Origin of the sequence: Pseudoxanthomonas sp. J31 (genome assembly GCF_000510725.1) — a bacterium.
Taxonomy (GTDB): domain Bacteria; phylum Pseudomonadota; class Gammaproteobacteria; order Xanthomonadales; family Xanthomonadaceae; genus Pseudoxanthomonas.
In genome coordinates, this window is the sequence record NZ_AZNZ01000012.1 from 59,846 (window position 1) to 83,967 (window position 24,122).

The 24,122-nt window shown below is 73.8% G+C and carries 16 protein-coding genes; 2 read left to right on the forward strand and 14 right to left on the reverse strand.

What is annotated here, in order from left to right; all coding sequences use genetic code 11:
* Positions 1-29 precede the first annotated feature (29 nt).
* Positions 30-1,085 carry a 23S rRNA (cytidine(2498)-2'-O)-methyltransferase RlmM gene (rlmM, locus tag PSEJ31_RS0112835; RefSeq protein WP_028915676.1) on the forward strand — a complete coding sequence of 352 codons (1,056 nt, stop codon included), beginning with the start codon at positions 30-32 and terminating at the stop codon, positions 1,083-1,085.
* Positions 1,086-1,137: 52 nt separating this feature from the next.
* Here the strand turns inward: rlmM and PSEJ31_RS0112840 are convergent, their stop codons facing one another.
* The 12 genes from PSEJ31_RS0112840 to xerD form a co-directional block, all read right to left on the reverse strand.
* Positions 1,138-5,616: a cellulose biosynthesis protein BcsC gene (locus tag PSEJ31_RS0112840; protein ID WP_028915677.1), complete on the reverse strand. Its 4,479-nt coding sequence runs from the start codon at positions 5,614-5,616 to the stop codon at positions 1,138-1,140.
* Entirely contained in the window at positions 5,598-6,788 is a 1,191-nt protein-coding gene (gene bcsZ, locus PSEJ31_RS0112845) for a cellulose synthase complex periplasmic endoglucanase BcsZ (protein WP_028915678.1), read from the reverse strand. Before bcsZ ends, PSEJ31_RS0112840 begins: the two co-directional genes overlap by 19 nt.
* Entirely contained in the window at positions 6,788-9,064 is a 2,277-nt protein-coding gene (bcsB, locus tag PSEJ31_RS0112850) for a cellulose biosynthesis cyclic di-GMP-binding regulatory protein BcsB (protein WP_125111422.1), read from the reverse strand. The genes bcsZ and bcsB overlap by 1 nt, the downstream gene beginning before the upstream one ends.
* Complete coding sequence (gene bcsA / locus PSEJ31_RS0112855; RefSeq protein WP_028915680.1) at positions 9,061-11,208, reverse strand: UDP-forming cellulose synthase catalytic subunit; 2,148 nt, start codon at positions 11,206-11,208, stop codon at positions 9,061-9,063. The genes bcsB and bcsA overlap by 4 nt, the downstream gene beginning before the upstream one ends.
* A gap of 72 nt (positions 11,209-11,280) precedes the next feature.
* Positions 11,281-11,676 (reverse strand): hypothetical protein, encoded by a 396-nt coding sequence (locus PSEJ31_RS17130; protein WP_186828185.1) that lies wholly within the window; start codon positions 11,674-11,676, stop codon positions 11,281-11,283.
* 11 nt (positions 11,677-11,687) lie between these two features.
* Positions 11,688-12,146: a cellulose biosynthesis protein BcsD gene (gene bcsD, locus PSEJ31_RS0112860; protein WP_028915681.1), complete on the reverse strand. Its 459-nt coding sequence runs from the start codon at positions 12,144-12,146 to the stop codon at positions 11,688-11,690.
* Positions 12,147-12,340: 194 nt separating this feature from the next.
* Positions 12,341-13,531 carry a nicotinate phosphoribosyltransferase gene (gene pncB / locus PSEJ31_RS0112865; protein ID WP_028915682.1) on the reverse strand — a complete coding sequence of 397 codons (1,191 nt, stop codon included), beginning with the start codon at positions 13,529-13,531 and terminating at the stop codon, positions 12,341-12,343.
* Between the two features lie 17 nt (positions 13,532-13,548).
* A complete protein-coding gene (locus PSEJ31_RS0112870) occupies positions 13,549-14,394 on the reverse strand; it encodes a glycosyltransferase family 2 protein (RefSeq protein WP_028915683.1) in 846 nt (281 codons plus the stop codon).
* On the reverse strand, positions 14,391-15,239 hold the full coding sequence (locus PSEJ31_RS0112875; RefSeq protein WP_028915684.1) for a glycosyltransferase: 849 nt from the start codon (positions 15,237-15,239) through the stop codon (positions 14,391-14,393). Before PSEJ31_RS0112875 ends, PSEJ31_RS0112870 begins: the two co-directional genes overlap by 4 nt.
* Before the next feature lie 114 nt (positions 15,240-15,353).
* On the reverse strand, positions 15,354-19,247 hold the full coding sequence (gene purL / locus PSEJ31_RS0112880; protein ID WP_028915685.1) for a phosphoribosylformylglycinamidine synthase: 3,894 nt from the start codon (positions 19,245-19,247) through the stop codon (positions 15,354-15,356).
* A gap of 100 nt (positions 19,248-19,347) precedes the next feature.
* Complete coding sequence (locus PSEJ31_RS0112885; protein WP_019399543.1) at positions 19,348-20,148, reverse strand: thioredoxin fold domain-containing protein; 801 nt, start codon at positions 20,146-20,148, stop codon at positions 19,348-19,350.
* 223 nt (positions 20,149-20,371) lie between these two features.
* Positions 20,372-21,307 carry a site-specific tyrosine recombinase XerD gene (gene xerD, locus PSEJ31_RS0112890; RefSeq protein ID WP_050992222.1) on the reverse strand — a complete coding sequence of 312 codons (936 nt, stop codon included), beginning with the start codon at positions 21,305-21,307 and terminating at the stop codon, positions 20,372-20,374.
* 130 nt (positions 21,308-21,437) lie between these two features.
* Here xerD and PSEJ31_RS0112895 point away from each other — a divergent pair, with 130 nt between their 5' ends.
* Positions 21,438-21,938: an RDD family protein gene (locus tag PSEJ31_RS0112895; RefSeq protein WP_019399545.1), complete on the forward strand. Its 501-nt coding sequence runs from the start codon at positions 21,438-21,440 to the stop codon at positions 21,936-21,938.
* A gap of 3 nt (positions 21,939-21,941) precedes the next feature.
* On the opposite strand, the gene lptG is transcribed toward PSEJ31_RS0112895, so the two are convergent.
* Both lptG and lptF read right to left on the reverse strand, forming a co-directional pair.
* Complete coding sequence (gene lptG, locus PSEJ31_RS0112900; RefSeq protein ID WP_019399546.1) at positions 21,942-23,042, reverse strand: LPS export ABC transporter permease LptG; 1,101 nt, start codon at positions 23,040-23,042, stop codon at positions 21,942-21,944.
* Positions 23,039-24,121 (reverse strand): LPS export ABC transporter permease LptF, encoded by a 1,083-nt coding sequence (gene lptF, locus PSEJ31_RS0112905; protein WP_028915686.1) that lies wholly within the window; start codon positions 24,119-24,121, stop codon positions 23,039-23,041. The genes lptG and lptF overlap by 4 nt, the downstream gene beginning before the upstream one ends.
* Position 24,122: the final 1 nt, after the last annotated feature.

Below are 24,122 nucleotides of genomic sequence, written 5' to 3' on the forward strand. Positions count from 1 at the left end.
CGATCCACGCAGATGCCGGAGGCCACCCGATGAACGGACTGCTCGGCTACTGCCGCCAGGGCTTCGAGCCGGAACTGGCCGCCGAGCTGGGCGAGCGTGCCGCGGCCGCCGGCATCCCCGGCTACGCCCGCGCCAGCCGCGACGACGGCTACGTGCTGTTCGTCACCGGCGACGCGGCCGACGCGCGCGCGCTGGAGCGCGCCCTGCCGTTCCGCGAGCTGGTGTTCGCGCGGCAGAAGCTGCGCCTGCTGGCCGAGCTGCGCGGGATCGATCCGAAGGACCGGCTGGCGCCGCTGCTGGCGGCGTTGCCGGAGGGCCTGCGCGTGGGCGATGCCTGGGTCGAGCATCCGGATTCGGACGCCGGCAAGCCGCTCTCCGGCCTGGCACGCAGCTTCGGCAACGCGCTGCGCCCGGCGCTGCGCAGGGCCGGCGTGCTCGGCGCGAAGGAAGACCCGCGCCTGCCGCGTCTGCACGTGTGCTTCCTGGCCGGCGACCACCTGCTGCTGGCCCTGGCCGACCCGCGCGACAGCGCGCCCTGGCCGCTGGGCATCCCGCGGCTGAAGCTGCATCCGGAAGCGCCCTCGCGCTCGGCGCTGAAGCTGGAGGAGGCCTTCCTGGTCCTGCTGGGCGAAAGCGAGCGCGAGCGCCTGCTGCGTCCCGGCATGACCGCGGCCGACCTCGGCGCCGCGCCCGGCGGCTGGACCTGGGTGCTGACCCGCCACCACCTGCGCGTGACCTCGGTCGACAACGGTCCGCTGCGCCAGCACGTGCTGGACACCGGCCTGGTCGAGCACCTGCGCGCCGACGGCTTCCACTGGAAACCGGCCCAGCCGCTGGACTGGATGGTGTGCGACATGGTCGAACAGCCCAGCCGGGTGGCCGCGCGCATGGCGCAGTGGTTCGCCGAAGGCTGGTGCCGGCAGGCGGTGTTCAACCTCAAGCTGCCGATGAAGAAGCGCTGGCAGGAAACCCGGCTGTGCCTGGACCTGTTCGCGGCCCAGGCCGGACGCCCGCTCACCATCCGCGCGCGCCAGCTGTACCACGACCGCGAGGAGATCACGGTCCTGGCGATGCCCGCCGGCTGAGCCGGCGGCCCGTGCCCGCCGCCATCCGTGGCGGCCGGTCCCGGGGTCTTTCTTATTCGCCGGTCGCGTAGGGCGAACGCAGCGGCTGCGGCTGGCGCCCGAGCGAACCGCCGTAGCGGTCCAGCAGGAAGCGCAGGTACAGGTTGGTGCCGAACTGCTGGTAGTCGCGGGCGTTGTTGAGGTCCATGCGTCCGCCCAGGAACAGCTGCCGCGACAGCTGCCATTCCGCCGCCGCGCTGAGGTTGTAGGACACCCCGGTCTTGCTCTGGCCCGCGTACACCGGCTCGATGTACTGCGGGGTCAGGCCCAGCAGCGCGGCCAGCGAGGCGGCCTCGTAGGCGGCGGCCTGCAGCTGCGGATCGTCCGGGAAGTACGGTGCCGGATCGACCCGGAAGTGCTGCACGCCGACGCTGGCGTCCACCTGCCAGGCCAGGCGCTGGCTGGCGCTGCGCCCCGTCCAGTGCGCCGGGAAGCCGAGGTCGAAGTACGACTGCGGGCTGAAGTAGCCGCCGTGGCCGTAGGTGAAGCCGCTGAGGTTGCGGTCGTGGCGCATGGCGGTGAGGTTGAGGCCGGCGGTCAGCGACTGGTTGTCGGTCTCCAGCGCGTGCACGTAAACGCCCACGCTGGCCTCCTGGCGGTCGTTGCCGGCCACGTTCTCGCCTTCCAGCCGGTGCCAGGCGAAATTGCCATAGGTGCCCAGCAGGCCGTTGTCCATGGTCGCCTCGACCTTGGCGCCGGTGGCGGTCACTCCGCCCCACTGCATGCCGGTGCGCGGATCCTCCACGCCGGCGAAGGACAGCAGGCTGTCGGTCAGCGGCCGGCGCGAGGCCTCCACGCCCCAGCTCACGGTCTCGCCGGCCTGGCCGCGGTACGCCACGCCGCCAACCACCTGCGACTGGCGGAAGCCCAGCGGCGTGCTGCCGATGTCCAGGCGCAGGCCGCCGTGTTCGTAGGCGACCGCCACGCCCGCGCCGCTGGCGTCCTGGGCGCCCACCGGGCGCGCGCTGGCGGCGTTGGCGACCATCGCGTACAGCGTGTCCTGGAACGCCAGCGGGGTCTGGGTCGCGCTGGAACCGCGCGCCAGCCCCTGCAGCTGCGCCTGCTGCTCGGCGGTGAGGCCGCGCGCCAGGGTGGCGTTGCCGAGGATCTGCGCGGCGATGTCGCCGATCGGCAGGTTGCCCAGGTCGCGCGAGAGCACGTAGGCCGGCAGCGGATCCTGGTACAGCGCCTGCAGCGCCGCGGCGCGGCGCTCGGCCGCGGTCAGGGCGCCGTCGGTCTGGTTGTACAGCTCCTGGTAGCGGCCGCTGGCCAGCGCGGTGTCGTAGATCAGGTTGCGGGTGGCGTTGGTGTCGCCGCGGGTCAGCAGCAGCTGGTACAGGCTGGAGCCGACCAGCTTGTCCACCGGCTCGCGGTCGGCGGCCAGGGCCCCGGCCAGCGCCGCCTGCGGGCCGCCGCCGAAGCGGCTGGCCACCCCGTACCCGGCATCCATGCTGCCGGCGTCGAGGATGGTCGGGGTGACCGCCACCTGCAGCTTGCCCTCGCCCACGGCGAAGCGGCCCTGCAGCGGCACCTGCAGGTCGTCCAGCCGGCCCAGGCCGGCCTCGCCGTCGCGGCTGCGGTAGGCCGCGGCCACGCCCAGCTGGCTGCTGTTCTGGCCCTGCAGTTCGCGCAGCTCGTCCAGCACCGGGTTCGGGCTGGCGCGCTGCGCGCGCGGCGGGGCCGCCAGGGCCGGCTGCGGCGCGCTGGCCACGGCCGTGCCCGGCACCGGCAGGGCCAGGGCCGGCTGCGCTGGCGCCTGCGGGACGACCGCCTGCAGCGCGGCCGGCGGCGGCAGGTCGGTGCCGCGCGTGGGCAGCGGATCCGGCGCGAACCCGGTGGTGGCCGCCGGCGGCGGCAGCGCGCCGTTGGCGGCCGGCAGCATCGCCACCGGTGCCGGCGCCGCCGCGGCCGGCGTGGCCAGCGGATCGAAGCGCTCGCCGCGCAACGCCCTGCCACGGGCCTGGCCGCCGGTCAGGCCGGCGAACGGGTTGAAGGCACGGCCGCCGCTGCCGGCCAGCGCGGTGCTGGCCGCCGGATAGCCGTGGTCGGCCTGCCCGGCCTCGCGCGCCTGCGCGGCCAGGGCAGCACGGAAATAGCGCTCGGCCTTGCGGTTCTGCCCGGCGGCGCGGTACGCGCGGCCGGCGCCGGCCAGCACCTCCGGCGACTGCGGCTGGCGCGCCAGCGCCTGGCCCAGGTAGTACTCGGCGGTGTCCAGGTCGCGCAGGGCGGCGGCGCTGCCGGCGGCGGCAACCATCGCGTCGACGTCGTCCGGGGCCAGCTGCAGCTGCTGCTGGTACAGCGCCAGGGCCTGGCGGTGGTCGCCGGCGGCCGCGTACAGCCGCGCCAGCGCGGCCACGGTACGCGGATCCTGCGGCTGTTCGGCCAGGACCGGGGCCAGGGTCTCGTAGGCCGCCTCGAGGTTGCCCATCTCGCGCAGCGCGTCCACCTGGCGCAGCACGTAGCCGGTGCGCAGGTCGCGGTAGCGCGCGGCCTGGGCCGGGGTCATCGGCGCCTCGTCGAGCTTGCGCAGCAGCGCCGCCAGTTCGGCGTCCTGGCCGGCGCGCAGCAGCACCGCGGCGTATTGCAGGCGTTCCTCGGTGCCGGCGTCGGGACCGGACAGCAAGCGCTGCGCCAGCACCAGGGCGCGCTGGCGGCTGCCGATCCGGGCATAGGCCTCGGCCAGCGCGCCGGCGGCATCCGCGCGCTGCAGGCGGTCGCCCAGCGAGGCCTCGACCCGCGCCAGCAGCAGCTGCGCCTCGCCGGTGCGCTGCTGCGCCGCCAGCTGCCGCGCGCGCGCGGCCTGCACGTGGATCCAGGCCACGTCGTGCAGCGCCGCCATCGCGCCGTCGCGCGAGCCGGCGGGGATGCGCTCGAGGGTGGCGTAGACCGCGTTCCAGTCGCCCTGCTCCTGGGCGTAGACCGCCGCCGCGTGCAGCGCCTGCGGGGAATCGTCCAGGGCCAGCAGGCCTTCCATGATCGCCCGCGCCTGGTCGGGGCGGCCGCCGCGCTGGTACAGGCGCGCCAGCTCCAGCCGCAGCCAGGGATCGCGGCCCTGCTCCAGCAACGCGTCTTCCAGTTCGATCCGGGCCGCGTCAAGGTCACCGGCGGCCAGCGCCTCCTGGGCGCGGGCGCGGGCCAGCGCCGCGCGCAGCGCGCCGGCGCCGCCGGCCTGCTCGCGCTGGGCCGGGGTCAGGCGTTCGTACAGCGCCGCGGCCTCGGCGGCGCGGCCCTGGCGGCCAAGCAGGCCGACCAGGCCCTGCAGCGCGCCGGCGTTGGCCGGATCCAGTTCCAGCGCCTTGCGGTAGCCGGCTTCGGCCCCGGCCGGATCGGTGCCCTCCTGCAGCTGCGCCAGCAGCACGTGGCCGGCCGGTTCGCGCGGCATCGTCCGCACCGCCGCGGACACCCGGGCGATGGCGTCGGGCCCGCCGTTGCGGGCCTCCTGCAAGGCCTGCCAGTACTGCGCGGTGTCCGCCGCCTGCTGCCACTTGCGGTTGGCCGCCGCGGCCGGGCGCAGCAGCTCGCCGGCCTCGGCGAAGCGCTGCTGGCGCAGGCGCACCGAGCCCAGCCCGCCGAGCGCCTCCGGATCGCGCGGGCGCGCACGCAGCACCTGGGCGAAGCGCGCCTCGGCCACCGCGTCGTTGCCCTCCTCCAGCGCGCGGAAACCCTCGCCCAGCAGGCGCTGGTTGGGGTCCTGCTGCGCCGCCGCGCCCTGGCCGCGCAGCTGCGCGGCCTTGGCCGCGACCTCGCGGTCGTTCGGCTGCAGCTTGAGGAATTCCTCGTACAGCGCGGCGTCGCCGCGGCTGGCGTTGAGCCACAGCAGGGCCTGGCGCCAGGCCGCGCGCGCCGGGCCACCGACGTCCTCGCGCGAAGCCAGCGCGCGCAGGCGCGTGATGCCCTCGCGCCGGGTCGGCTCGCGGTAGGTCAGGACCTGGCCCAGGGCCAGCGACACCGCCGGCGCCGGGTTGTTGCCGGCCAGCCGGCGCAGGCCATCGCGCGCGCGCTCCCAGCCGTCAGGGGTGCCGGCCAGCACCTGGTAGTACTCCAGCGCCAGGTCGTCCGGCGGCGCGGCGTTGCCGAAGGCCTGGTCGTAGGCACGCACTGCCTCGGCGTAGCGGCCGGCGGCGGCGGCGCGGCGCGCGGCCTGCAGCTGGCTGGTGCCGCCGCCCCCGCCGCCCAGGGCCATGCGCAGGCGCGTGGTCTGCGGCGCGTCCGGATGCGCCGACTGCAGCTGCGCCAGGCGCCGCTGCGCCTCGGCGCGGCGGCCCTGGTTGAGGTCGATCAGGCCCAGGCCCAGCAGTGCGTCCGGCTGGTTGGGGTCGACCGCCAGCAGCTTGCGCCAGGCATCGGCGGCCAGGTCCTCGCGGCCCTGGTCGAGCCAATAGTTGCCCTGGTTGACCAGCTGCTGGGTGGCCGAGGGCGACTGCGCCGCCAGCGGCGCGGCCAGCACCGACAGGCCCAGCAGGCAGAGCGGTTTCAGCGTTTGGCGGAACATGGCGTACTCCAGGCGGGTTGCAGGCGCCCGTCGGCGGCGATGCGGTAGCGGCGATCGACCCAGCCCTTGCCGAACAGCACCAGGCAGCGGTCGTAGTAAGGCAGCGAATCGGCGGCTGCGCCGGAGGCAGGCACCAGCGTAGCCTGGGCGCGGACCAGGGTGCCCTGGCCGTGCGCGGCCAGGTACGGCAGCAGCGCGGCGGCGAAACCCGGCGGCGGCGTGCCGATGCCGACGCCGTTGCGCACGTCCACCTTCTCGGCGAACGCGCCCTGCGCGCGCAGCATGCGCAGCGGCCCGGACAGCGCTTCCAGCAGCGGCTTGCGCAGCGGATCGGCCGGATGGGTGATGCCGGCCCACAGGTAGGTGCGGATGGCGTCGTAGCTGCCCATCGGCCCCTTGTCCGGATCGGTGACGAAGGCGCGCCCGTTCCAGCGGATCCAGTCCGGGGCGAAGCCGTTGGGCGCGGCCTGGCGCAGCAGGGCCACGCTGCGCTCGGCCAGCTTCGCCCACGGTCCCTTGGGGTCGGCCAGGGCGAAGCGGCGGAACGCGAACAGCGGCAGGTAGCAGGGATTGAGGGTCCAGGAGTCGCCGTGGGCAAAACCGCGGTTGCCCGGCAGCAGCATGGTGCCGAAACCGGGCAGGTCCACCACCTCGGCCTTGCGCATCAGCGCCAGCACCTGGCGCCCGGCCGCGGTGAAGCCCGGGCGGTTCCACAGGCGCCCGGCCTCGAGCAGGGCGTAGGCGATCCACAGCTCGCCGTCGGCGGCGGTGTTGGGGTCCAGCACCCGCCAGCTGCCGTCGCCCGCCCGCCCCCACAGCCAGGCCGGCAGGTTGAGGTCGGCGCGGCCGCCGCTGAGGTGGCGGCGGGTCCAGGCCAGGATCCGCTCGAACAGCAGCTGGTCGTTGTCGACCAGGGCGAAGAACAGGCCGTAGGACTGCGATTCGGAGGTGCTGCGCAGGTCGGGATTGGCGAAGTCCACCACCCGCCCGTCCTGCTCGACGTGGCGGGCGACGAACGCCTGCCATTCCCGCCACGGCCCCGGGCAGGCCGGGGCCGGGGCCGGGATGGCGGCGCGCAGGCGCGCCGGCAGCGCGCCGGCGCCAGCCGCGGCCAGCAGCGCGCGCAGGGCGTGGCGGCGGACCGGATCCGGCCCGTGGCTGGCGTGCTCCATCAAGCCCCCGACTTCAGCCGGGCGGCGGCACGGCGCCGCAGCAGCCCGCGCGCGAGCAGCGCCAGCAGCAGGCTGCCCGCGCACACCAGCACCGCCAGCCACAACGGGTGGTTGGCGAAGAACCAGCGCATCGCCGTCAGCGGCGGCAGGCGGCCGACGTGGTAGGTCTGGTTGCCGGCCAGGCTCACCAGCCTGTCCCGCTGCAGCAGGACCACGCTGCCCTGGAACAGGGCCAGCTTCTGCGGGTCGAACCAGGCCTCGAACAGGCGCGTGGCCTGCGCCGGGTCGTCGGCCATCAGCGCGACCACGCTGCGGCGCGCGCGCAGCGGCGACTCGAAGCCCATCAGCACCACGTCGCCGGCCTCCGGGCGCACCGCCACCTCGGCGGTGGTCGGCAGGTCGGTGCGGCGCGCGTCCGGCGAGAGGAACGGCAGCTTGCGCCCGATCCAGTCGCTCAGCGCGAAGCGCCGGTCCTCGCCCTGCCCGCCCACCGGCAGGTGCGCGGCCCAGCGCTCGAACAGCGGCTGGTTGCGGCGCGAACCCAGCACCAGCAGGTCGCGCCCGGCGTGCTGCTCGACCTGGGCGGCGGAGACCACGCGCGCGCGCAGCGCCGGGTAGCCGGTGGAGGCACCCATGCGCCCGAACAGGGCCAGGGCATTGGCCACGTCGTCGGCGCCGGGGTTGTCCGGCATCACCAGCGCGGTCTCGGCCAGGTCGGCCAGGCGGGTGAACGGGAAGCCGGCGTTGCCGAACGCCGCCAGGTTGGGCATGGCGATGAAGTGGGCGAAGCCGCTGACGTCGATGGTCGAATCGCCATCGATCGCCGCCGACACGTCGGGGAAGGTGTTCTTGCAGGCCTCGGCCACCGGACGGTCGAAGAAGAAGTGGAAGCGCAGCTGGCTGCTGGCCGAGAACGGGCCGGTCGGCAACCGCAGCGGCTGCTCGATCGGCATGCGGCCCTTCGGCGCGACCTGGTGCCACAGCTGCACCGGCAGCGCCCGCCCGCGCGGCCGCCCGTCCAGCGGCAGGGTGGCGACGAAGGCGTCGTTGATGCTGACGTTCAGCGCCGAGCGGTTCGCGCCCTCGGGCAGGGTGTAGCGGTAGCGCAGGTTCACCGGGATGCCTTCGCTCTCCCACACGAACAGGTCCGGGGCCAGGCGCAGGCCGATCCGGACCAGGTCCGGGTGGTAGCCGCGCACGTTGAGCGCGGCCGTGTCCGGCACCAGTTCGTCGAAGCGCACCGGGCGGTCGCCGGGCAGCCAGGCCGGCGCGTCGTAGGGCTTGCGCGGCGCGGCCTCGCGGAAGTCGCGGACCAGCGCACGCTCGCCCGCCAGCGGGGTGCCCAGCGCCAGCGCGCTGGCGGCGGTGCGCAGCTCGTCCTCGTCGCGGCCCAGCACCAGCAGCAGCTTGGCGTTGGGGTCCTGCGGGTGGGTGGCGACGGCCAGGGTCGGGCCCTCGACCTCCGGCAGCTCCACGCCCGGCGGCGGGTTGCGCGGGGTGCCGAACAGCACCGCGTGGCCCTGGGCCGGCAACATGCCGGTGTAGGCGGGGAACAGCGCGCCGCGGTAGCCGGCCAGGGCGCCGAACCAGGACGCGGTGATGCCGGCCGCCTGCAGGGTGGCGCTGGACGGCTGCCCGGCGAACACGAACGGCAGCTCCAGGCGCGCGGTGTCGCGCGGGTCGAAGAACGGCAGCGGCAGCAGCGACAGGTCGTCGGCCAGCTGCAGCGGCGCCCAGGCCAGCTCGATGTAGCTGCCGCGGTCGATGTTGGCCCACAGGCTGGTGTGGTCCGGGTCCTCGCAGTCGCGGGTGTAGTGGCCGATCAGCTGCAGGTTGATCCAGTTGTGGTCCACGAACAGGCGCGGGTCCAGCTCGATGTCGCGCTCCAGGTCGCGGCCGCCGTCCTCGGCGGGCACCGGCACGGTGGCCGCGGTGACGCCGTTGACCGTGACCTTCAGGTGCGACAGGTCCGGCAGCAGCGCCGGCGAATAGCTGTACTTCAGGTGCAGGGTGGCGCGCTGGACCACCTGGTCGCTGCGCACCGGAAACGGCACGCCGGCGGTGCCCTCGATGCCGCGCAGGGTGATCTCGTAGTCCACGCCCAGCTGGCGCAGGGTGGCGCGGCTCTGGCGCAGCTCCTGGCCCTGCGGCGCGGCGGCGGCCGGGTCCTGGGCATGGGCCAGTCCGAACAGGAAGGCGAAGGCGAAGGCGGCCGGGATTCTCAGGCGCATGCGGGCGGTGGTGGTCTGGGTGGAGGGTCGGTGGCGGGGGTTCATGCCTTCTCCCCCGCGCGCGTGCCGCGGAAGCCTTCGCGGCTGCTGCTGGCCACGTGCCGGCCCAGCGCCACGAAGCCGCGCATGCTGGCGCGCAGCACGCCGCCCAGCGAACCGAGGAAGGTGTCGCGGTCGTGGCGGCCCCACTGCGAGAGCCACAGGTCGGCGCGGGCGAAGGTGGAGGCCACCAGCCAGCGCTCCTGCTCCAGGTCCAGCTCGCGGAACTCGAGGCTCAGGCCGTGCTCGTCGCGGTCCTGGCGCACCACCGCCGGCAGGCTGCAGCTGCGGCCGCGGTGGCCCAGCTCGACCTGGACCTCGGTGCCCGGGGCCAGCGGGTGCGGCGCGTCCGGGCGCAGGGCCATGCCGCCGGTGGAGAAGTCGATGGTGTGGCAGGGCACGCTGGTGCCGTCCGGCAGGTGCAGCAGCGCCGGCATGCGCAGCGGCACGCGGTGTGCGCGGCGGATCTGGCGCTGCTCGCTGCAGGTGGCGATGGTCGCGCCGAGGATCATCATGTTGTAGGCGGTCCAGCCGAGGTTGAGCCACAGCGTCTGCACCTCGCCCTCGGAGCCGCCGAACACCAGCCGCAGGATGCCGGCGGCCATGCCGGTGAGGTTGAGCACCAGCAGGAACAGGTAGGGCTTGGCGATCTGGGTGTCGAAGTAGCTGCGCTGCACCAGGCCACCCTTGGCGGTGACGTTGAACTTGCCCAGCTTCGGGTTGATCACCGCCATGGTGGTCGGCAGCAGGATGTACCAGGCGAGGGTGGTCTCGTAGACCTCGTTCCACAGCAGGCTGCGGTAGTGGCCCTGCACCCGCAGGTTGGTCAGGCCCGACTGCACGATGTGCGGCAGCGCGTAGGCCAGGATCATCAGCGCCGAGGCGTGGATCACGTGCGCGCCGAACAGCAGGAAGGCCAGCGGCGCGGTGAGGAAGATGATCCGCGGCAGGCCGTAGAAGAAGTGCAGCATCGCGTTGGTGTAGCAGATGCGCTGGGCGAAGCTCAGGCCGCGGGCGAACAGCGGGTTGTCGACCCGGAAGATCTGGGCCATGCCGCGCGCCCAGCGGATGCGCTGGCCCACGTGCGCCGACAGGCTCTCGGTGGCCAGGCCGGCGGCCTGCGGGATCGGCAGGTAGGCGCTGCCGTAGCCGCGCTGGTGCAGGCGGATGGCGGTATGCGCGTCCTCGGTCACGGTCTCCACCGCCACGCCGCCGACCTCTTCCAGCGGGCCGCGCCGGATCACCGCGCAGGAGCCGCAGAAGAAGGTCGCGTTCCAGGCGTCGTTGCCGTCCTGGAGCAGGCCGTAGAACAGGTGGCCCTCGTTGGGCACCTTGCCGAAGGTGCCGAGGTTGCGCTCGAACGGATCGGGCGAGAAGAAGTAGTGCGGGGTCTGCACCACCGCCAGCTTCGGGTCGCGCACCAGCCAGCCCATCGCCACCTGCAGGAACGAGCGCGAGGGCATGTGGTCGCAGTCGAAGATGGCGACGAATTCGCCGGAGGTCTTCTTCAGCGCGGCGTTGATGTTGCCGGCCTTGGCGTGGCTGTTGTTGGTGCGGGTCAGGTAGTGCACGCCGGCCTGCTCGCAGAACTCGCGCAGCCCCTCGCGGCGGCCGTCGTCGAGCACGTAGATGTTGAGCTTGTCCTCCGGCCAGTCCAGCACCGAGGCCGCCAGCACGGTGGTGCGCACCACCGCCAGCGGCTCGTTGTAGGTGGGGATGAACACGTCGACCGTGGGCCACTGCGACTGGTCCTGCGGCAGCGGCACCGGCCTGCGGTTGAGCGGCCAGGCGACCTGGAAGTAGCCCAGCACCAGCACCAGGAAGGCGTACAGCTCGGCCACGAGCAGGCCGCTGCCCAGGACCAGGTCCAGCGGGGTCCCCACGTCCATGGTGCGGGTCAGGCGCCACCAGATGTAGCGGGTGGACATCGTCAGCGACAGGCCCATCAGCGCCAGCACCACCAGCCGGCTGGAACTGCGCCGCAGCAGCAGCGCGGCGACGAACACCGCCGCCGACAGCACGAACTGCTGCTTCACGTCCAGCGGCACGCTGGCCACGAAGCCGACCAGCGCCAGCCCGGCGACCCACAGCGCGGCGGTCGCCAGCTTGCCGCCCACGACGCTTCCCTCCCGCTTGTCCCCCAGTCCCATTCGCATGTCCTCGTCGCGTCCGGGCGCCCGGATCAGTTCCCGCCGAACCCGGCAGGCGCCCGCCTGGCTGGATCAGTGGCCACGCAGCCGCCGCAGCGGGCTCTCGTTGCCGGTCTCCGCGCTGGCCCCTGCCAGGCGGTCGAACAATTGCTGCAACGGCGTGCGCGGCGCCGGCGGCAGCGCGCGGGCGGCAGCCGGGGCTGCCGGGACGGCGGACGCGTCTTCGCCGGCCCCAATCGCGATCGCGGGAGTCGTTGCCGTTGCCGTTGCCGTTGCCGTTGCCGTTGCCGTTGCAGGTGCAGGTGCAGGTGCAGGTGCCGGCCTTGCCGCGGGCGCAGGCGCGGGCTTCGGCGTCCGCAGGCGCCGGGTGCCGAAATCGCGGTAGTCCACCCCGCCGTCTGCGCCGAGGCGGTTGAACAGTCCGGCGACGTCGTCGTCGCCGCTGCTCAGGGAGTTCGGGTCGCGCATCGGGGAGGCCCTCAGGTCACGCGGCACAGCACGTAGCTGTCGACATGGCCGGCATCGGCCTGGGTACACACCACGTCCAGCACCGGCGCGCCGCCTGCGGCGTGGAACCAGGCCCGATAGACGCCCTCCAGGTAGGCGGCAAGCCACGGCCGCCCGGTCCCGCCGGCGGCCGCCAGCGGCGAGGCGCAGTGCCGGACCAGCACACAGTCGGGCTGTTCCTCGAATTCCACCCGGCCCCAGTCGAGCGCCGACCACACCGCGTTGGCCGCGTCCTGCAGCGCCTGCAGGGTCGCCGCCTCGGGCAGCGGATGGGCTGCGGCGAAGCGCCCGCCGAGCCGCGCCATCAGGCGCGCGCGGTCGGCCTCGTCCAGCCCCTGTTCCAGTTCCTCGCACAGCGCGCGCACGAAGCCCTGCCATTGCGGCGAACAGCAACGGGAGCGGTAGTGGTCCAGCAGGTCGGCAGGGCTCATGCGGCAACTCCCCGGTCGAGGCCAGGGCAATGGGGGAAGGGGGATACGGACCCGAGCTTTCGCAAGACCGGCACCGAGTACCGGCGCACAAAAAATATGCGAATTACGTCGCAAAAACCAGCGCCAAAGTATTCAGTTAGCCAACTGACGCACTACGCCACTTTCTGACGCATTGCGCCACACCCCTCGCCGGATCAGCGTTCTGGGGGCTCGGCCACCGAGAATACCTGACGCAGGTAGGCCAGGTAGCCCGGGTCGTCGACCATGGTCTTGCCCGGGCTGTCGCTGAGCTTGGCCACCGGCTGGTCGTTGCAGCGGACCATCTTCATCACGATCTGCAGCGGCCTGGGGCCGAGGTCGTTGGTGAGGTTGGTGCCGACCCCGAAGGACATGCGGCAGCGGCCGCGGAAGTGGTCGTACAGCGCCATCACCCGCTCGATGTCCAGGCCGTCGCTGAACACCAGGGTCTTGGTGCGAGGGTCGATCCGGTGCGCCTGCAGGTGGGCGATGATCCGCTCGCCCCATTCGAACGGGTCGCCGGAGTCGTGGCGCATGCCGTCGAACAGCTTGCAGAAGTACAGGTCGAAGTCGCGCAGGAAGGCATCCAGCCCGATCACGTCGGTCAGGGCCACGCCCAGGTCGCCGCGGTACTCGCGCGCCCAGGTATCGAACGCGGCTACCTGCGAATCGCGCAGGCGCGGGCCCAGGGCCTGGAACGCCTGCAGCCACTCGTGGGCCATCGTGCCCTGCGGCACCAGGCGGTACTTGCGCGCGAAGTACACGTTGGAGGTACCGACGAAGTGGCTGCCGAACTCGGCGCGCAGGTGCGGCAGCACCTCGCCGTGCCAGGCGTGCGAATAGCGCCGGCGGGTGCCGAAGTCGGTGATCACGCAGTCCTCGAAGCCCACCGCCTCGCGCAGGCGCGCGGTCTTGGCGCGGATCCGGCGCAGGCCTTCCTCACGGTCCGGCGGGCCGTAGGTGCCGGTCATGTACAGCTCGCTGACGATCGCCAGCAGCGGCACCTCGAACAGGATGGTGTGCAGCCACGGCCCGCGCACGCGCAGCTCGATGCCGCCGTTCTCGTCCGGATTGGCGCGCAGCTGCACGTACTTGCGGTCGAAGTGGAACAGGCCGAGGAAATCGACGAAGTCCGGCTTGATGAAGCGCAGCCCGCGCAGGTAGTCCAGTTCCTCCGGGGTGGCGCGCAGCACGCACAGGGCGTCGATCTGGTCGGAGATCGCGTCCAGGTACGGGACCAGGTCCACGCCTTCGCTGCGGCAGCGGAACAGGTACTCGACCTGGGCGCCGGGGTGCTGGTGCAGCACCGCCTGCATCATCGTCAGCTTGTACAGGTCGGTGTCCAGCAGCGAGGGGATGATCGGCATGGGCGCCTCCAGGGGCGTCATCGGCGTGGCCACATCCCCGGCAGCTTCGCCGCGAAGTGGACCCAGATCGCCGCGAATACCGCGGCACGGACGGCGAGGCCGCGACGCGGGGCCTCGAACCGGGAGAAATAGCGCCAAAGCCCGCGGTGCTTGTGCCACTCCACGAACAGCGGGCGCGAGCGGCTGGACACGCCGCGCACGTGCAGCACGGCCACGTCGTTGGCCACCGCCACCAGTGCCCCGGCCCGGCGCGCGCGGCGGCACAGGTCCAGGTCCTCGGCATGCAGGCGGTAGCCTTCGTCGAAGCCGCCGATGCGCCCGAACAGCTCCCGCGGCACCAGCATCAGCGCGCCGGACACCGCGTCCACCGGCTGCAGCACCCGCTCCGGATCAGCCGCCACGTCCAGCTTCGCCGCGGCCGCCGGGTTGCGCAGCATCGCCGCGAAGTCCGGATCGCGGCGGCGCGCGGCGCCGTCGTGCACGCCGTCCTCGCCGTACAGGTCCGCGCCCAGCAGGCAGGGCCCGCCATGGGCGAGCGCGTGCGCGCGCAGGCGCACCAGCGAGTCGCGCTCCACCTGCAGGTCGGGATTGACGAAGGCCAGCCACGGCGCATCGGTGTCCGCCGCGCCCTGGTTGCAGGCCACCGCGAAGCCGGGATTGTCGGGGTTGGCGATGAAGCGCACCCGCGGGTCGGCCACCGCGTGCTGGCGCGCGATCTCCAGGGTGCCGTCGTCCGAACCGTTGTCCACCACCCGGATCTGGGCGACCCCGTCGGCGATGCGCAGCCGGTGCAGGCAGGCGTCCAGGGTCGAGGCGCTGCGGTAGCTGACCACCACCGCGGCGATGTCCGCCGGCGTGCTCATGCGCTGGCCCCGGCAACGTCGAACAGGTCGTCCTGGCGGCTGTCGCGCAGGCGCTCGTGCAGCGCCTGCAGTTCGGCGCGCGCGCCGCGCAGCGGGTCGCGCATCAGGAAGTCCGCCAGCCGTGCCTGCCAGGCCGGCCAGCGCGCGGCCAGCAGGTCGAGGTCGCCCGGGGCCGCCCCGCCCTCGCCGCCGCGGGCGACGAACGCGGTCTCGCACAGCACGTTGCGCCAGCCCAGCCCGGCCAGGCGCAGCGACAGGTCGGCCAGGGCCCCATACCAGGAGCCGAAACTGGCCGTGTCCAGGCCGCCGGCGCGGGCGCGCGCCGAACCGCGCAGGGCCACGGCGTGGTCGACCGCGGTCGGCAGCTCCGGGTGGCGCGGCGCCATCGCCGCGCAGGCCTGCGCGGTCAGCGCCGGATCGGCCGGCGCCGGCGCGACCTCGCCCAGGCGTGGCCAGCTGGCGACCTCGCCGGCATTGCACCACGGGGTGGCGGTGGCGATGGAGGCGTCACGCGCCAGGCAGGAGGCCAGCTGCGCCAGCCAGCCCGGCAGCGGCTGGGCGTCGGGCGACAGCACCACCACGTCGGCGTCGCCGCAGGCGGCCAGCATCTGCTGCAGGTGCGCGACCGGTCCGACCGGCTGCGGGCGGCGGGTGTACTCGGCGCGCAGCCGGGTGCGCTGCAGCCAGCGCTCCACCAGGGCCACGCCGCGCGGGCCGGCCTGGGCGTCGTCGGCCAGCCACACCGGGGTGCCGGCGGGCGTGGCGGCGTCGAGCGCGGCCAGGCAGGCATCCAGCGCGTCCTCGTCGGCGGCAAGCGGCAGCAGCACGATGGGCAGGTCGCTCACGGCGGGACCGGGACTCCTTCTGGAAACGGCGCAACTTTAGCAGGGCCGCGCGCCCGGCCCGGATACGCGACGGCGCCCGCCGGGGCGCCGTCGTTCACTCCATGTCCGGGGGGCTCAGCCGACCCACACGCGCGCGTTGCGGAACATCCGCATCCACGGCGAGTCGGCGCCCCAGTCGCCCGGATGCCAGCTGAGGTTGACCGTGCGCGCCACCCGCTCCGGATGCGGCATCAGGATGGTGGCGCGGCCGTCCTCGCTGGTCAGGCCGGTGATGCCGTCCGGCGAGCCGTTGGGGTTGAGCGGATAGGTGGTGGCGATGTTGCCGTCGCCGTCCACGTAGCGCAGGGCCACGCGCGCGGCCGCCTGGTCCACCGCCGAGTCGAACTCGGCGCGGCCCTCGCCGTGCGCCACCGCCACCGGGATGCGCGAACCGGCCATCCCGCGCAGCAGCACCGAGGGCGACTCCACCACCTCCAGCAGCGAGGTGCGGGCCTCGAACTGCTCGCTGCGGTTGCGCAGGAACTTCGGCCAGTGGCGGGCACCGGGGATGATGTCCTTGAGCTGGCTCATCATCTGGCAGCCGTTGCACACGCCCAGCGAGAAGGTGTCCTGCCGGGCGAAGAACGCGGCGAACGCGGCACGCAGCTCCGGGCGCTCCAGGATCGAGGTGGCCCAGCCGCGGCCGGCGCCAAGCACGTCGCCGTAGCTGAAGCCGCCGCACGCCGCCAGGCCCTTGAACCCGTCCAGGGTGGCGCGGCCGGCGACCAGGTCGCTCATGTGCACGTCGACCGGGGTGAACCCGGCGCGGTCGAACGCGCGCGCCATCTCGATGTGGCTGTTGACGCCCTGCTCGCGCAGGATCGCCACCCGCGGCCGCGCGCCGGTGTTGATGAACGGCGCGGCCACGTCCTCAGCCGGGTCGAAGCTCAGCTGCGGCTTCAGTCCCGGGGCGGAGAAATCGCGCGCCACCGCGCGCTCCTCGTCGGCGCTGTCGGGGTTGTCGCGCAGCTTCTGCATGGCGTGGGTGACCGACCACCAGGCATCGAACAGCTCGTCCCACTCCCACTGCGCCAGCAGCGCACCGGAATGGCGCACGCGGACGCGCGGAGTGCCGGTCGGACGGGCGATGCGCTGGGCGCACTCGGTCAGGGCATGGCGCTCGACCAAGTCGGCGAACGCGGCGCGGTCCTCGTCGGCGACCTGCACGATCGCGCCCAGCTCCTCGTTGAACAGGGTGCGGAACGGATCATCGCCCCAGCCGTCGAGCACGATGTCCAGGCCGCGGCGCGAGGCGAAGGCCATCTCGCACAGCGCGGCGAAGGCGCCGCCGTCGCTGCGGTCGTGGTAGGCCAGCAGCAGCCCGGCCTCGCGCGCATCGCGGATGAGGGCGAAGAAGTTGCGCAGGCGCTCGGGGTCGTCCAGGTCCGGGACCTCGCCGCCGAACGCCGGCAGCTGGCCTTCGGCGTGCACCTGGGCCAGCACCGAGCCGCCCAGGCGCTGGCGCCCGCCACCCAGTCCGATCAGCCACAGGTCGCTTTCCGGCTCGGCGGCCAGCAGCGGGGTCAGCTGCCGGCGCACGTCGGCCACCGGCGCGAACGCCGAGACCACCAGCGACACCGGCGACACCGACTTCTGCGGCTGGCCGTCGGCCTGCCACTGCGCCTGCATCGACAGCGAGTCCTTGCCCACCGGGATGCTGACTTCCAGCTCCGGGCACAGTTCCATGCCCACCGCGTGCACGGCGTCGTACAGCAGCGCATCCTCGCCCGGGTGGCCGGCGGCCGCCATCCAGTTGGCCGACAGCTTGACCTGCTCCAGCGCCTCGACCGGCGCCGCACACAGGTTGGTGATCGCCTCGCCCACCGCCATGCGCGCGGCCGCGGCCGAATCCAGCAGGGCCAGCGGGGTGCGCTCGCCGATCGCCATGGCCTCGCCGGCCACGCCGTCGTAGTCGGCCAGGGTGATGGCGCAGTCGGCCAGCGGCAGCTGCCAGGGGCCGATCATCTGGTCGCGCGCGGTCAGGCCGCCGACGCTGCGGTCGCCGATGGTGACCAGGAAGCTCTTGGCGGCCACGGTCGGGTGCGCGAGCACGCGCAGGCCGGCCTGGCGCAGGTCCAGCGCGGCGGTGCTCAGCGCCGGCCACGGCGCGGGCGCCGGGTGCACGGTGTCGCGGTGCATCTTCGGCGGCTTGCCGAACAGCACGTCCATGGGCAGGTCGATCGCCGGGTCGGCCGGGATGTTGCCCGGGGTCGCGCCGTAGGCCACGACCAGCCGCTGCTCGGCGGTGGCCACGCCCACGGCGGCGAACGGGCAGCGCTCGCGCGCGCAGATCTCGGCGAACTCGTCCAGGCGTTCGGCCGGGATGCCCAGCACGTAGCGCTCCTGCGACTCGTTGCACCACAGCTCCAGCGGCGACAGCGACGGGTCGTCGGTCGGCACCTTGGCCAGGTCGATCACGCCGCCCACGCCGGAGTCGTGCAGCAGCTCGGGGATGGCGTTGGACAGGCCGCCGGCGCCGACGTCGTGGAAGAAGTGGATCGGGTTGCGCTCGCCCATCGCCACGCAGCGGTCGATGACCTCCTGGCAGCGGCGCTCCATCTCCGGGTTGTCGCGCTGCACGCTGGCGAAGTCCAGGTCCTCGGCGCTCTCGCCGGAGGCCACCGAACTGGCGGCGCCACCGCCCAGGCCGATCAGCATCGCCGGGCCGCCGAGCACGATCACCGCGTCGCCGGGCTTGAGCGGGATCTTCTCCACCTGCACGCGGTCGATCGCGCCCAGGCCGCCGGCCAGCATGATCGGCTTGTCGTAGGCGCGGACCAGCTTGCTGCCGTCCGGGCCCTCGCCTTCCGGCAGCTCGAAGCTGCGGAAGTAGCCCAGCAGGTTCGGCCGGCCGAACTCGTTGTTGAACGCGGCGCCACCCAGCGGGCCGTCGAGCATGATCTCCAGCGCCGGGGCCATGCGCGGGTTGAGCGCGCGCTCGCCCTCCCACGGCTGCGGCAGCGTGGGGATGCGCAGGTGGGACACGGTGAAGCCGGTCAGGCCGGCCTTGGGCTTGCCGCCGCGGCCGGTGGCGCCCTCGTCGCGGATCTCGCCGCCGGCGCCGGTGGAGGCGCCCGCGAACGGCGAGATCGCGGTGGGATGGTTGTGGGTCTCGACCTTGATCTGGAACGCCGAGGGCACCGGCGGCTCGCTGCGGTACTCGCCGGTCGCCGGGTCCGGGCGGTAGCGCGAGGCCACGTGCCCCTCGATCACCGCGGCGTTGTCGCTGTACGCGCTGAGCGTGTGCTGCGGCGCCTTCTGGTGGGTGTTGCGGATCATCCGGAACAGGGAACGCTCCTGCTCCTTGCCGTCGATGGTCCAGCTGGCGTTGAAGATCTTGTGCCGGCAGTGCTCGGAGTTGGCCTGCGCGAACATCATCAGCTCAACGTCCGAGGGATCGCGGCCCAGCTCGGCGTAGCGCGCGCGCAGGTACTCGATCTCGTCCTCGGCCAGGGCCAGGCCCAGGCGGCGGTTGGCCGCTTCCAGCCCGTCCAGCGGGATGCGCTCCAGCGGGCGCCGCGCCGGGGCGGCGAACAGCGCCGAGGCCGCCTCGCGCGACTCCAGCAGCGACTGGGTCATCGGGTCGTGCAGCAGCTTGCCGAGCGCGGCCTGGGTCGCGGCGTCGTCCGGCCAGCCTGCCAGGTCCAGGCGCATGCCGCGCTCGACCCGGGCGACCGGCTGGCCGGCGCCCTGCAGCAGTTCGGTGGCCTTGCTCGACCACGGCGAGCGCGTGCCCAGGCGCGGCACCACGTAGCGCGACAGCGCGCCTTCGGCCCGCGGCGCCGGCTCCGGGCCGGCCTGGAGGATGCGGTTGAGCGCGTCCGGATCCGGTGCGGCATCGCCCGGCTGGACGAAGTAGACGTGCCAGGCGCCTTCGATGCGCAGGCCGGGGACGAGGGACTGCAGGCGGGTTTGGAGCCGTTGCCGGCGGAACGGCGAAAGGGCGGGCGCGCCCTCGAGGACGATCATGTCCGGGAGATGTCGCTGGGAAAGGCCGGCCATTGTACCGGACCCGGCCGCCGGCTTCGCCGCGGGCGGCCGCGGTGGCGGCCGCGCCGGAAGCGGCGGTTCAGCGCCCGCCGGCGCCCTCGCCCTTGCCGGCCAGGCGGTCCAGCGCCTCGCGCAGCGCCGCCGGGGCCATGTAGCCGCCCAGCTGGGTGCCATCGGGCGCGAACACCGCCGGGGTGCCGTTGACCCCGACCCGCTGGCCGATCGTGTAGTGCATCGCCACCGGGCTGGTGCAGCTGCGCGCCTGCACCCGGCCGCCGGCCTTGGCCTCGGTCAGGGCGCGGCGCCGGTCGGGCGCGCACCACACCGAGACCATGTCGCGGAAGTCCTGGCTGGCCATGCCCATGCGCGGGAAGGCCAGGTACTCCACCGCGATGCCCTGGCGGTTGTACTCGGCGATCTGCTCGTGCATGCGCCGGCAGTAGCCGCATTCGACGTCGGTGAACACGGTCACCGTGTACGCCGGGTTGGCCGGCGCGAACACGATGCGCTCCTCCTTCGGCACCCCGGCCAGGACCTTGCGGCGGTAGGCGTTGAGGCCCGGGCTGGCGGCCGGCGCGCGCGCCTTCAGGTCGATCGGCTGCGACTGCAGCAGGTAGCGGCCGTCGTCGGAGACGTACAGCACCTGGCCCTCGAGCAGGACCTCGCGGAAGCCGGGGAACGGCGCCGCGCCGAGGTAATCCGGCTCCGCGCCCGGGACCACCTCCGCCAGCGCGGCGCGCACCGCCTGCTCGGGACCGCCCTTGCCGGCAGCGCCCGGTTTGGCGCCCCCTGCGGCCTTGTCGGGCGTGGACGGAGCCGGCTGGGCACAGGCGCCAAGGCTGATCGCGCAGAGCAGCGCGACGGCAAGCGGTCGGAACATTCGGAAAACCTGTCGGGACTGAGGCCGGGGATTCTGGCACAGCGCCGATGAGCGGATCCGCACCGGGGCCTGGCCGGCGCTTCCTCCGCGGTATCGCGGCGCCTGCCCCCCCGCCGGCAGGGGCCCAGGGAGCCTGCCATCCCTGGCGCACGTCGGCTTAGGCCCCGGCCCGGCCATCCATGGCCGGGCGTTCGCCCCTTTTGCGGCATGCCGCAAAAGGGGCTCACCCCCTCGGATGGTGCTTTGCGTGGAGGCGTTGGAGGTGCTGGCGCGCGACCATGGTGTAGATCTGGGTGGTCGACAGGCTGGAGTGGCCCAGCAGCAGCTGCAGCGCGCGCAGGTCGGCGCCGTGGTTGAGCAGGTGGGTGGCGAAGCTGTGGCGCAGGCCGTGCGGGGTCACCGAGCGTGGATCGATCCCGGCGGCGGCGGCATGGCGCTTGATCGCGCGCCAGAAGTCCTGGCGGGTCGGCGCGCTGCGGCCGGCACCGAGGAACAGCGGCACCTCGCCGCTGGCGTCGGGCGCCACCGGACGGCCGCCGGCCAGCACCGGGCGGGCCTCGCGCAGGTAGCGCTCGAGCCAGTCCTGCGATTCCTCGCCCAGCGGCACCAGCCGCTCCTTCGAGCCCTTGCCGCGCACCCGGACCACGCCCTGGCGCAGGTTGACCGCATTGGCCGGCAGGTTGACCAGCTCGCTCACGCGCAGGCCGGCGGCGTACATCAGCTCGAGCATGGCGCGGTCGCGCAGCCCCTCGGGCGTGGACACGTCCGGCGCTGCGAGCAGGGCCGCGACCTGGGACTCGGACATGGCCTTGGGCAGCGGCCGCGGCAGGCGGGGCGGGTCGATCAGCGCGGCCGGGTCGTCCCGGCGGATCCCCGCCAGGACCAGGTGGGCGTAAAACGCGCGCAGGCAGGCGCGCAGGCGGGCATTGCTGCGCGGGCCGTAGCCCTGGTCCGCGCGCCAGGCCAGGTAGGCGAACAACGCCTCGCGGTCGGCGCCCACCAGCCCGCCGCCGGCGCCGTCGCGCCAGCGCGCCAGCAGCTCCAGGTCGCGGCGGTAGGCCTCCAGGCTGGCCCGGGCCAGGCCGCGCTCGGCCCAGGCAGCGTCCAGGAAGCGCGCGATCGCGCGGGCATCGTCCTCGCGCAGCGGCGGCAGGGCCATGGCCTGCCCGCGGCGCTCGGCCGCAGTGCGGGGACGGTCGCTCACCGGGCGGCTCCGGCGGCGTGGCAGGCGGGGCAACGGCGCTTCATCGCGCAACAGGATACGTCGCCGCGCCGCTATCCTTTGCCGCATGCACGTCCCCGCCCAGCCCTCCCCTGCCGCCGAAGCGGCTTCCGCCGCGCGCCCATCGGCGCTGGTCCTCCGCCGCCTGCTGTCCCTGTGCTACGACCTGCTGCCGGTGGTGGCACTGTGGATGCTGACCGCGATCCCGTTCGTGCTGCTGGACGTGGCCCTGCACGGCGGCGACACCCGCCACAACATCGAGCCCTTCAGCCTGATGTCCTGGCTGCTGTGGTCCGCGTGCTGGGCGGTCACCGGCCTGTACGCCACCGTCAGCTGGCGCCGCGGCGGCCAGACCCTGGGCATGCGCCCGTGGCGGCTGCGGCTGCGCACGGCCGACGGCGCGCCGCCGTCATGGCGGGCGCTGTGGTTGCGCTACGCGGTGGGCACGCTGTCGCTGCTGGCCGGCGGGCTGGGCTTCTGGTGGGCCTGGTTCGACCGCGGCCGCCTGGCCTGGCACGACCGCGCCAGCGGTACCGGCCTGGAGCGGCTGCCGAAGCGCAAGAAGTAGGCCTCAGCCGGACTTGCGCCGGAACAGCCACCACGAGGTGGCCAGCATCAGCATCGGCGGCAGGGCGTAGGCGATGCGGTAGTCGAAGCGGAACGCCCCGGCCAGCCGCCCGAACTGCATCTGCAGCAGCATGAAGCCCAGCGAGAACACGATGCCCAGGAACAGGCGCTTGCCCATGCCGCCGCTGCGCAGGCTGCCGAACGCGAACGGCACCGCGGCCAGGCACAGGGCCAGCACGTTCAACGGGTAGAACCAGCGGCTCCAGTAGGTGTCCTCGTAGTCGCGTGCGTCCAGGCCGTTGCGCCGGCGGTACTCGATGCTGGCCTGCAGGTCGGCGGCCGAGAGGTTGCGCGGACGGGTCACGCCGGCGGCCAGGGCGTTGGGATCCAGCTCCGAATTCCAGCGCTGCTCCTCGGCGGTGGTCTGCACCGCGCTGGCCTCGCCGAACGCCACCCGCCGCACCTGGCGCAACTTCCAGCCGCCGGCGTCGTGCACGGCCATGCCGGCGCGGGTCAGCGCCAGCAGGCGGCCGTCCCCGCCCACCTGGTACAGGCGCACGTCGCGCAGCTCCAGCACGCGCTGGCCGCCCTCCACCCGCTCCTGGCCGTCGACCGCGTTGAGGAAGGTGTCGCCCTCGCGGGCCCACAGGCCGGAGTAACGGGCCATGGCCACGTTGTTGGTCTTGGCCGCCAGCTTGAGCTGGTCGGCCTGGCGCTGGCCCCAGGGGGCCAGGGTCTCGCCGGTCAGCACCATCAGCGCGGTCAGCAGCACCAGGGCCGCGGCCACCGAGATCGACAGCCGGCGCCGCGACAGGCCCAGCGCGCGCAGCGCGGTCAGCTCCGAGGTGCCGGCCAGCTGGCCGAGGCCCAGCAGCGAGCCGATCACCGCCGCGTACGGGAAGATCGTGTAGGCCCGGCGCGGCACCGAATAGGCCACCACCGCCAGCGCGGTGGGGAAGTCGTAGCTGCCCTTGCCGAGGTCGCCGAGCTGGCCGGACAGGGCCAGGACCACGTCCAGGCCAACCAGCACCGCCCAGGTCAGCAGCACCGAGGCCAGGACCACCCGGCCGATGTACAGGTCGTGCAGGCGCACCAGGGACCTCATGCCGCCACCCTCCGCGGACGCGGCAGGCGCCCGTCGCGCAGGTACAGCCACAGGGCGAAGGCCAGCAGCGGCAGGGTCAGCCACCACAGGCCCGCCGGTGCCGGCAGGCGGCCCTCGGCCAGCATGCGCACGCCGATGAACATCAGGTTGAGCCCCACCAGGTAGGCCAGGAAGCCCAGCATCAGCCGGCCGTAGCGCTGCTGCCGCGGCGAGCTGCGCGCCAGCGGCACGGTCAGCAGGGCAAAGCCCAGGGCCAGCAGCGGCGGGGCCAGGCGGCCATGCAGCTCGGCAATCGCGGCCGGGCGGCCGTCGCCGAACAGGTCCAGGGTGGAGGCGATGGCGGGGTCGTCCTCGCCGCGGTCCTCGGCCCGGTCGGGCAGCGCCACCTCGTTGACCGCATAGCGCATCAGGCGGAAGTCCAGGCCGCCGCCGAGCGGACCTTCCACCCGGTGTCCGTCGACAAGCCGCAGGAAACGGTCGCGATCGCCGCCGAACTCCAGGCTTCCTCCGCTGGCGGTGACCACGTCGATCCGATCCTCGCGCTCGCGCTGCAGGAACACGCCCTGCAAGGTGCGGCCATCCTCGCTCATGCCGTCGATGTAGACGATCCCGCCGCCGGGCAGGGAGGTGAAGCGGCCCGGCTCCAGCCCGGCCACGATCAGGCTGCGGTTGGCCTGCTCGACCATCTTCGCCGCGGTGCGCTGGGCCCAGGGCCCCAGCCACAGCGAGCACAGCCCGACCAGCAGCACCACCGGCAGCACCGCCATCAGCAGCGGCCGCAGCAGGCGCCGCGGGCCGACGCCCACGGCGTTGAGCACGGCCATCTCCGAATCGCGGTACAGCCGGGCCACGGCCAGCATCAGGCCCAGCATCAGCGCCAGCGGCAGCACCAGCGGCAGGTACACCAGCAGCTGCAGGCCCAGCTGGGACAGCAGCAGGCGCGCCGGCAGGCCGCCGTCGGCGATCTCGCCCAGCACGTCCACCAGCACCCCGCCCAGGCTCACCGTGAGCAGCACGATCAGGGTCGCCAGGAAGCTCTGGACGAAGTCGCGCAGCAGGTATCGGTCGAGCTTCGGCATC

What these genes read in the sequence shown, in the direction of transcription:
- PSEJ31_RS0112885 (WP_019399543.1), bottom strand. Translation starts at nt 20,148, where the DNA reads ATGTTCCGACCGCTTGCCGTCGCGCTGCTCTGCGCGATCAGCCTTGGC.
- lptG (WP_019399546.1), bottom strand. Translation starts at nt 23,042, where the DNA reads ATGAGGTCCCTGGTGCGCCTGCACGACCTGTACATCGGCCGGGTGGTC.
- PSEJ31_RS0112840 (WP_028915677.1), bottom strand. Translation starts at nt 5,616, where the DNA reads ATGTTCCGCCAAACGCTGAAACCGCTCTGCCTGCTGGGCCTGTCGGTG.
- lptF (WP_028915686.1), bottom strand. Translation starts at nt 24,121, where the DNA reads ATGCCGAAGCTCGACCGATACCTGCTGCGCGACTTCGTCCAGAGCTTC.
- purL (WP_028915685.1), bottom strand. Translation starts at nt 19,247, where the DNA reads ATGATCGTCCTCGAGGGCGCGCCCGCCCTTTCGCCGTTCCGCCGGCAA.
- bcsB (WP_125111422.1), bottom strand. Translation starts at nt 9,064, where the DNA reads ATGAACCCCCGCCACCGACCCTCCACCCAGACCACCACCGCCCGCATG.
- bcsD (WP_028915681.1), bottom strand. Translation starts at nt 12,146, where the DNA reads ATGAGCCCTGCCGACCTGCTGGACCACTACCGCTCCCGTTGCTGTTCG.
- rlmM (WP_028915676.1), top strand. Translation starts at nt 30, where the DNA reads ATGAACGGACTGCTCGGCTACTGCCGCCAGGGCTTCGAGCCGGAACTG.
- PSEJ31_RS17130 (WP_186828185.1), bottom strand. Translation starts at nt 11,676, where the DNA reads ATGCGCGACCCGAACTCCCTGAGCAGCGGCGACGACGACGTCGCCGGA.
- bcsA (WP_028915680.1), bottom strand. Translation starts at nt 11,208, where the DNA reads ATGGGACTGGGGGACAAGCGGGAGGGAAGCGTCGTGGGCGGCAAGCTG.
- bcsZ (WP_028915678.1), bottom strand. Translation starts at nt 6,788, where the DNA reads ATGGAGCACGCCAGCCACGGGCCGGATCCGGTCCGCCGCCACGCCCTG.
- PSEJ31_RS0112895 (WP_019399545.1), top strand. Translation starts at nt 21,438, where the DNA reads ATGCACGTCCCCGCCCAGCCCTCCCCTGCCGCCGAAGCGGCTTCCGCC.
- pncB (WP_028915682.1), bottom strand. Translation starts at nt 13,531, where the DNA reads ATGCCGATCATCCCCTCGCTGCTGGACACCGACCTGTACAAGCTGACG.
- PSEJ31_RS0112870 (WP_028915683.1), bottom strand. Translation starts at nt 14,394, where the DNA reads ATGAGCACGCCGGCGGACATCGCCGCGGTGGTGGTCAGCTACCGCAGC.
- xerD (WP_050992222.1), bottom strand. Translation starts at nt 21,307, where the DNA reads ATGGCCCTGCCGCCGCTGCGCGAGGACGATGCCCGCGCGATCGCGCGC.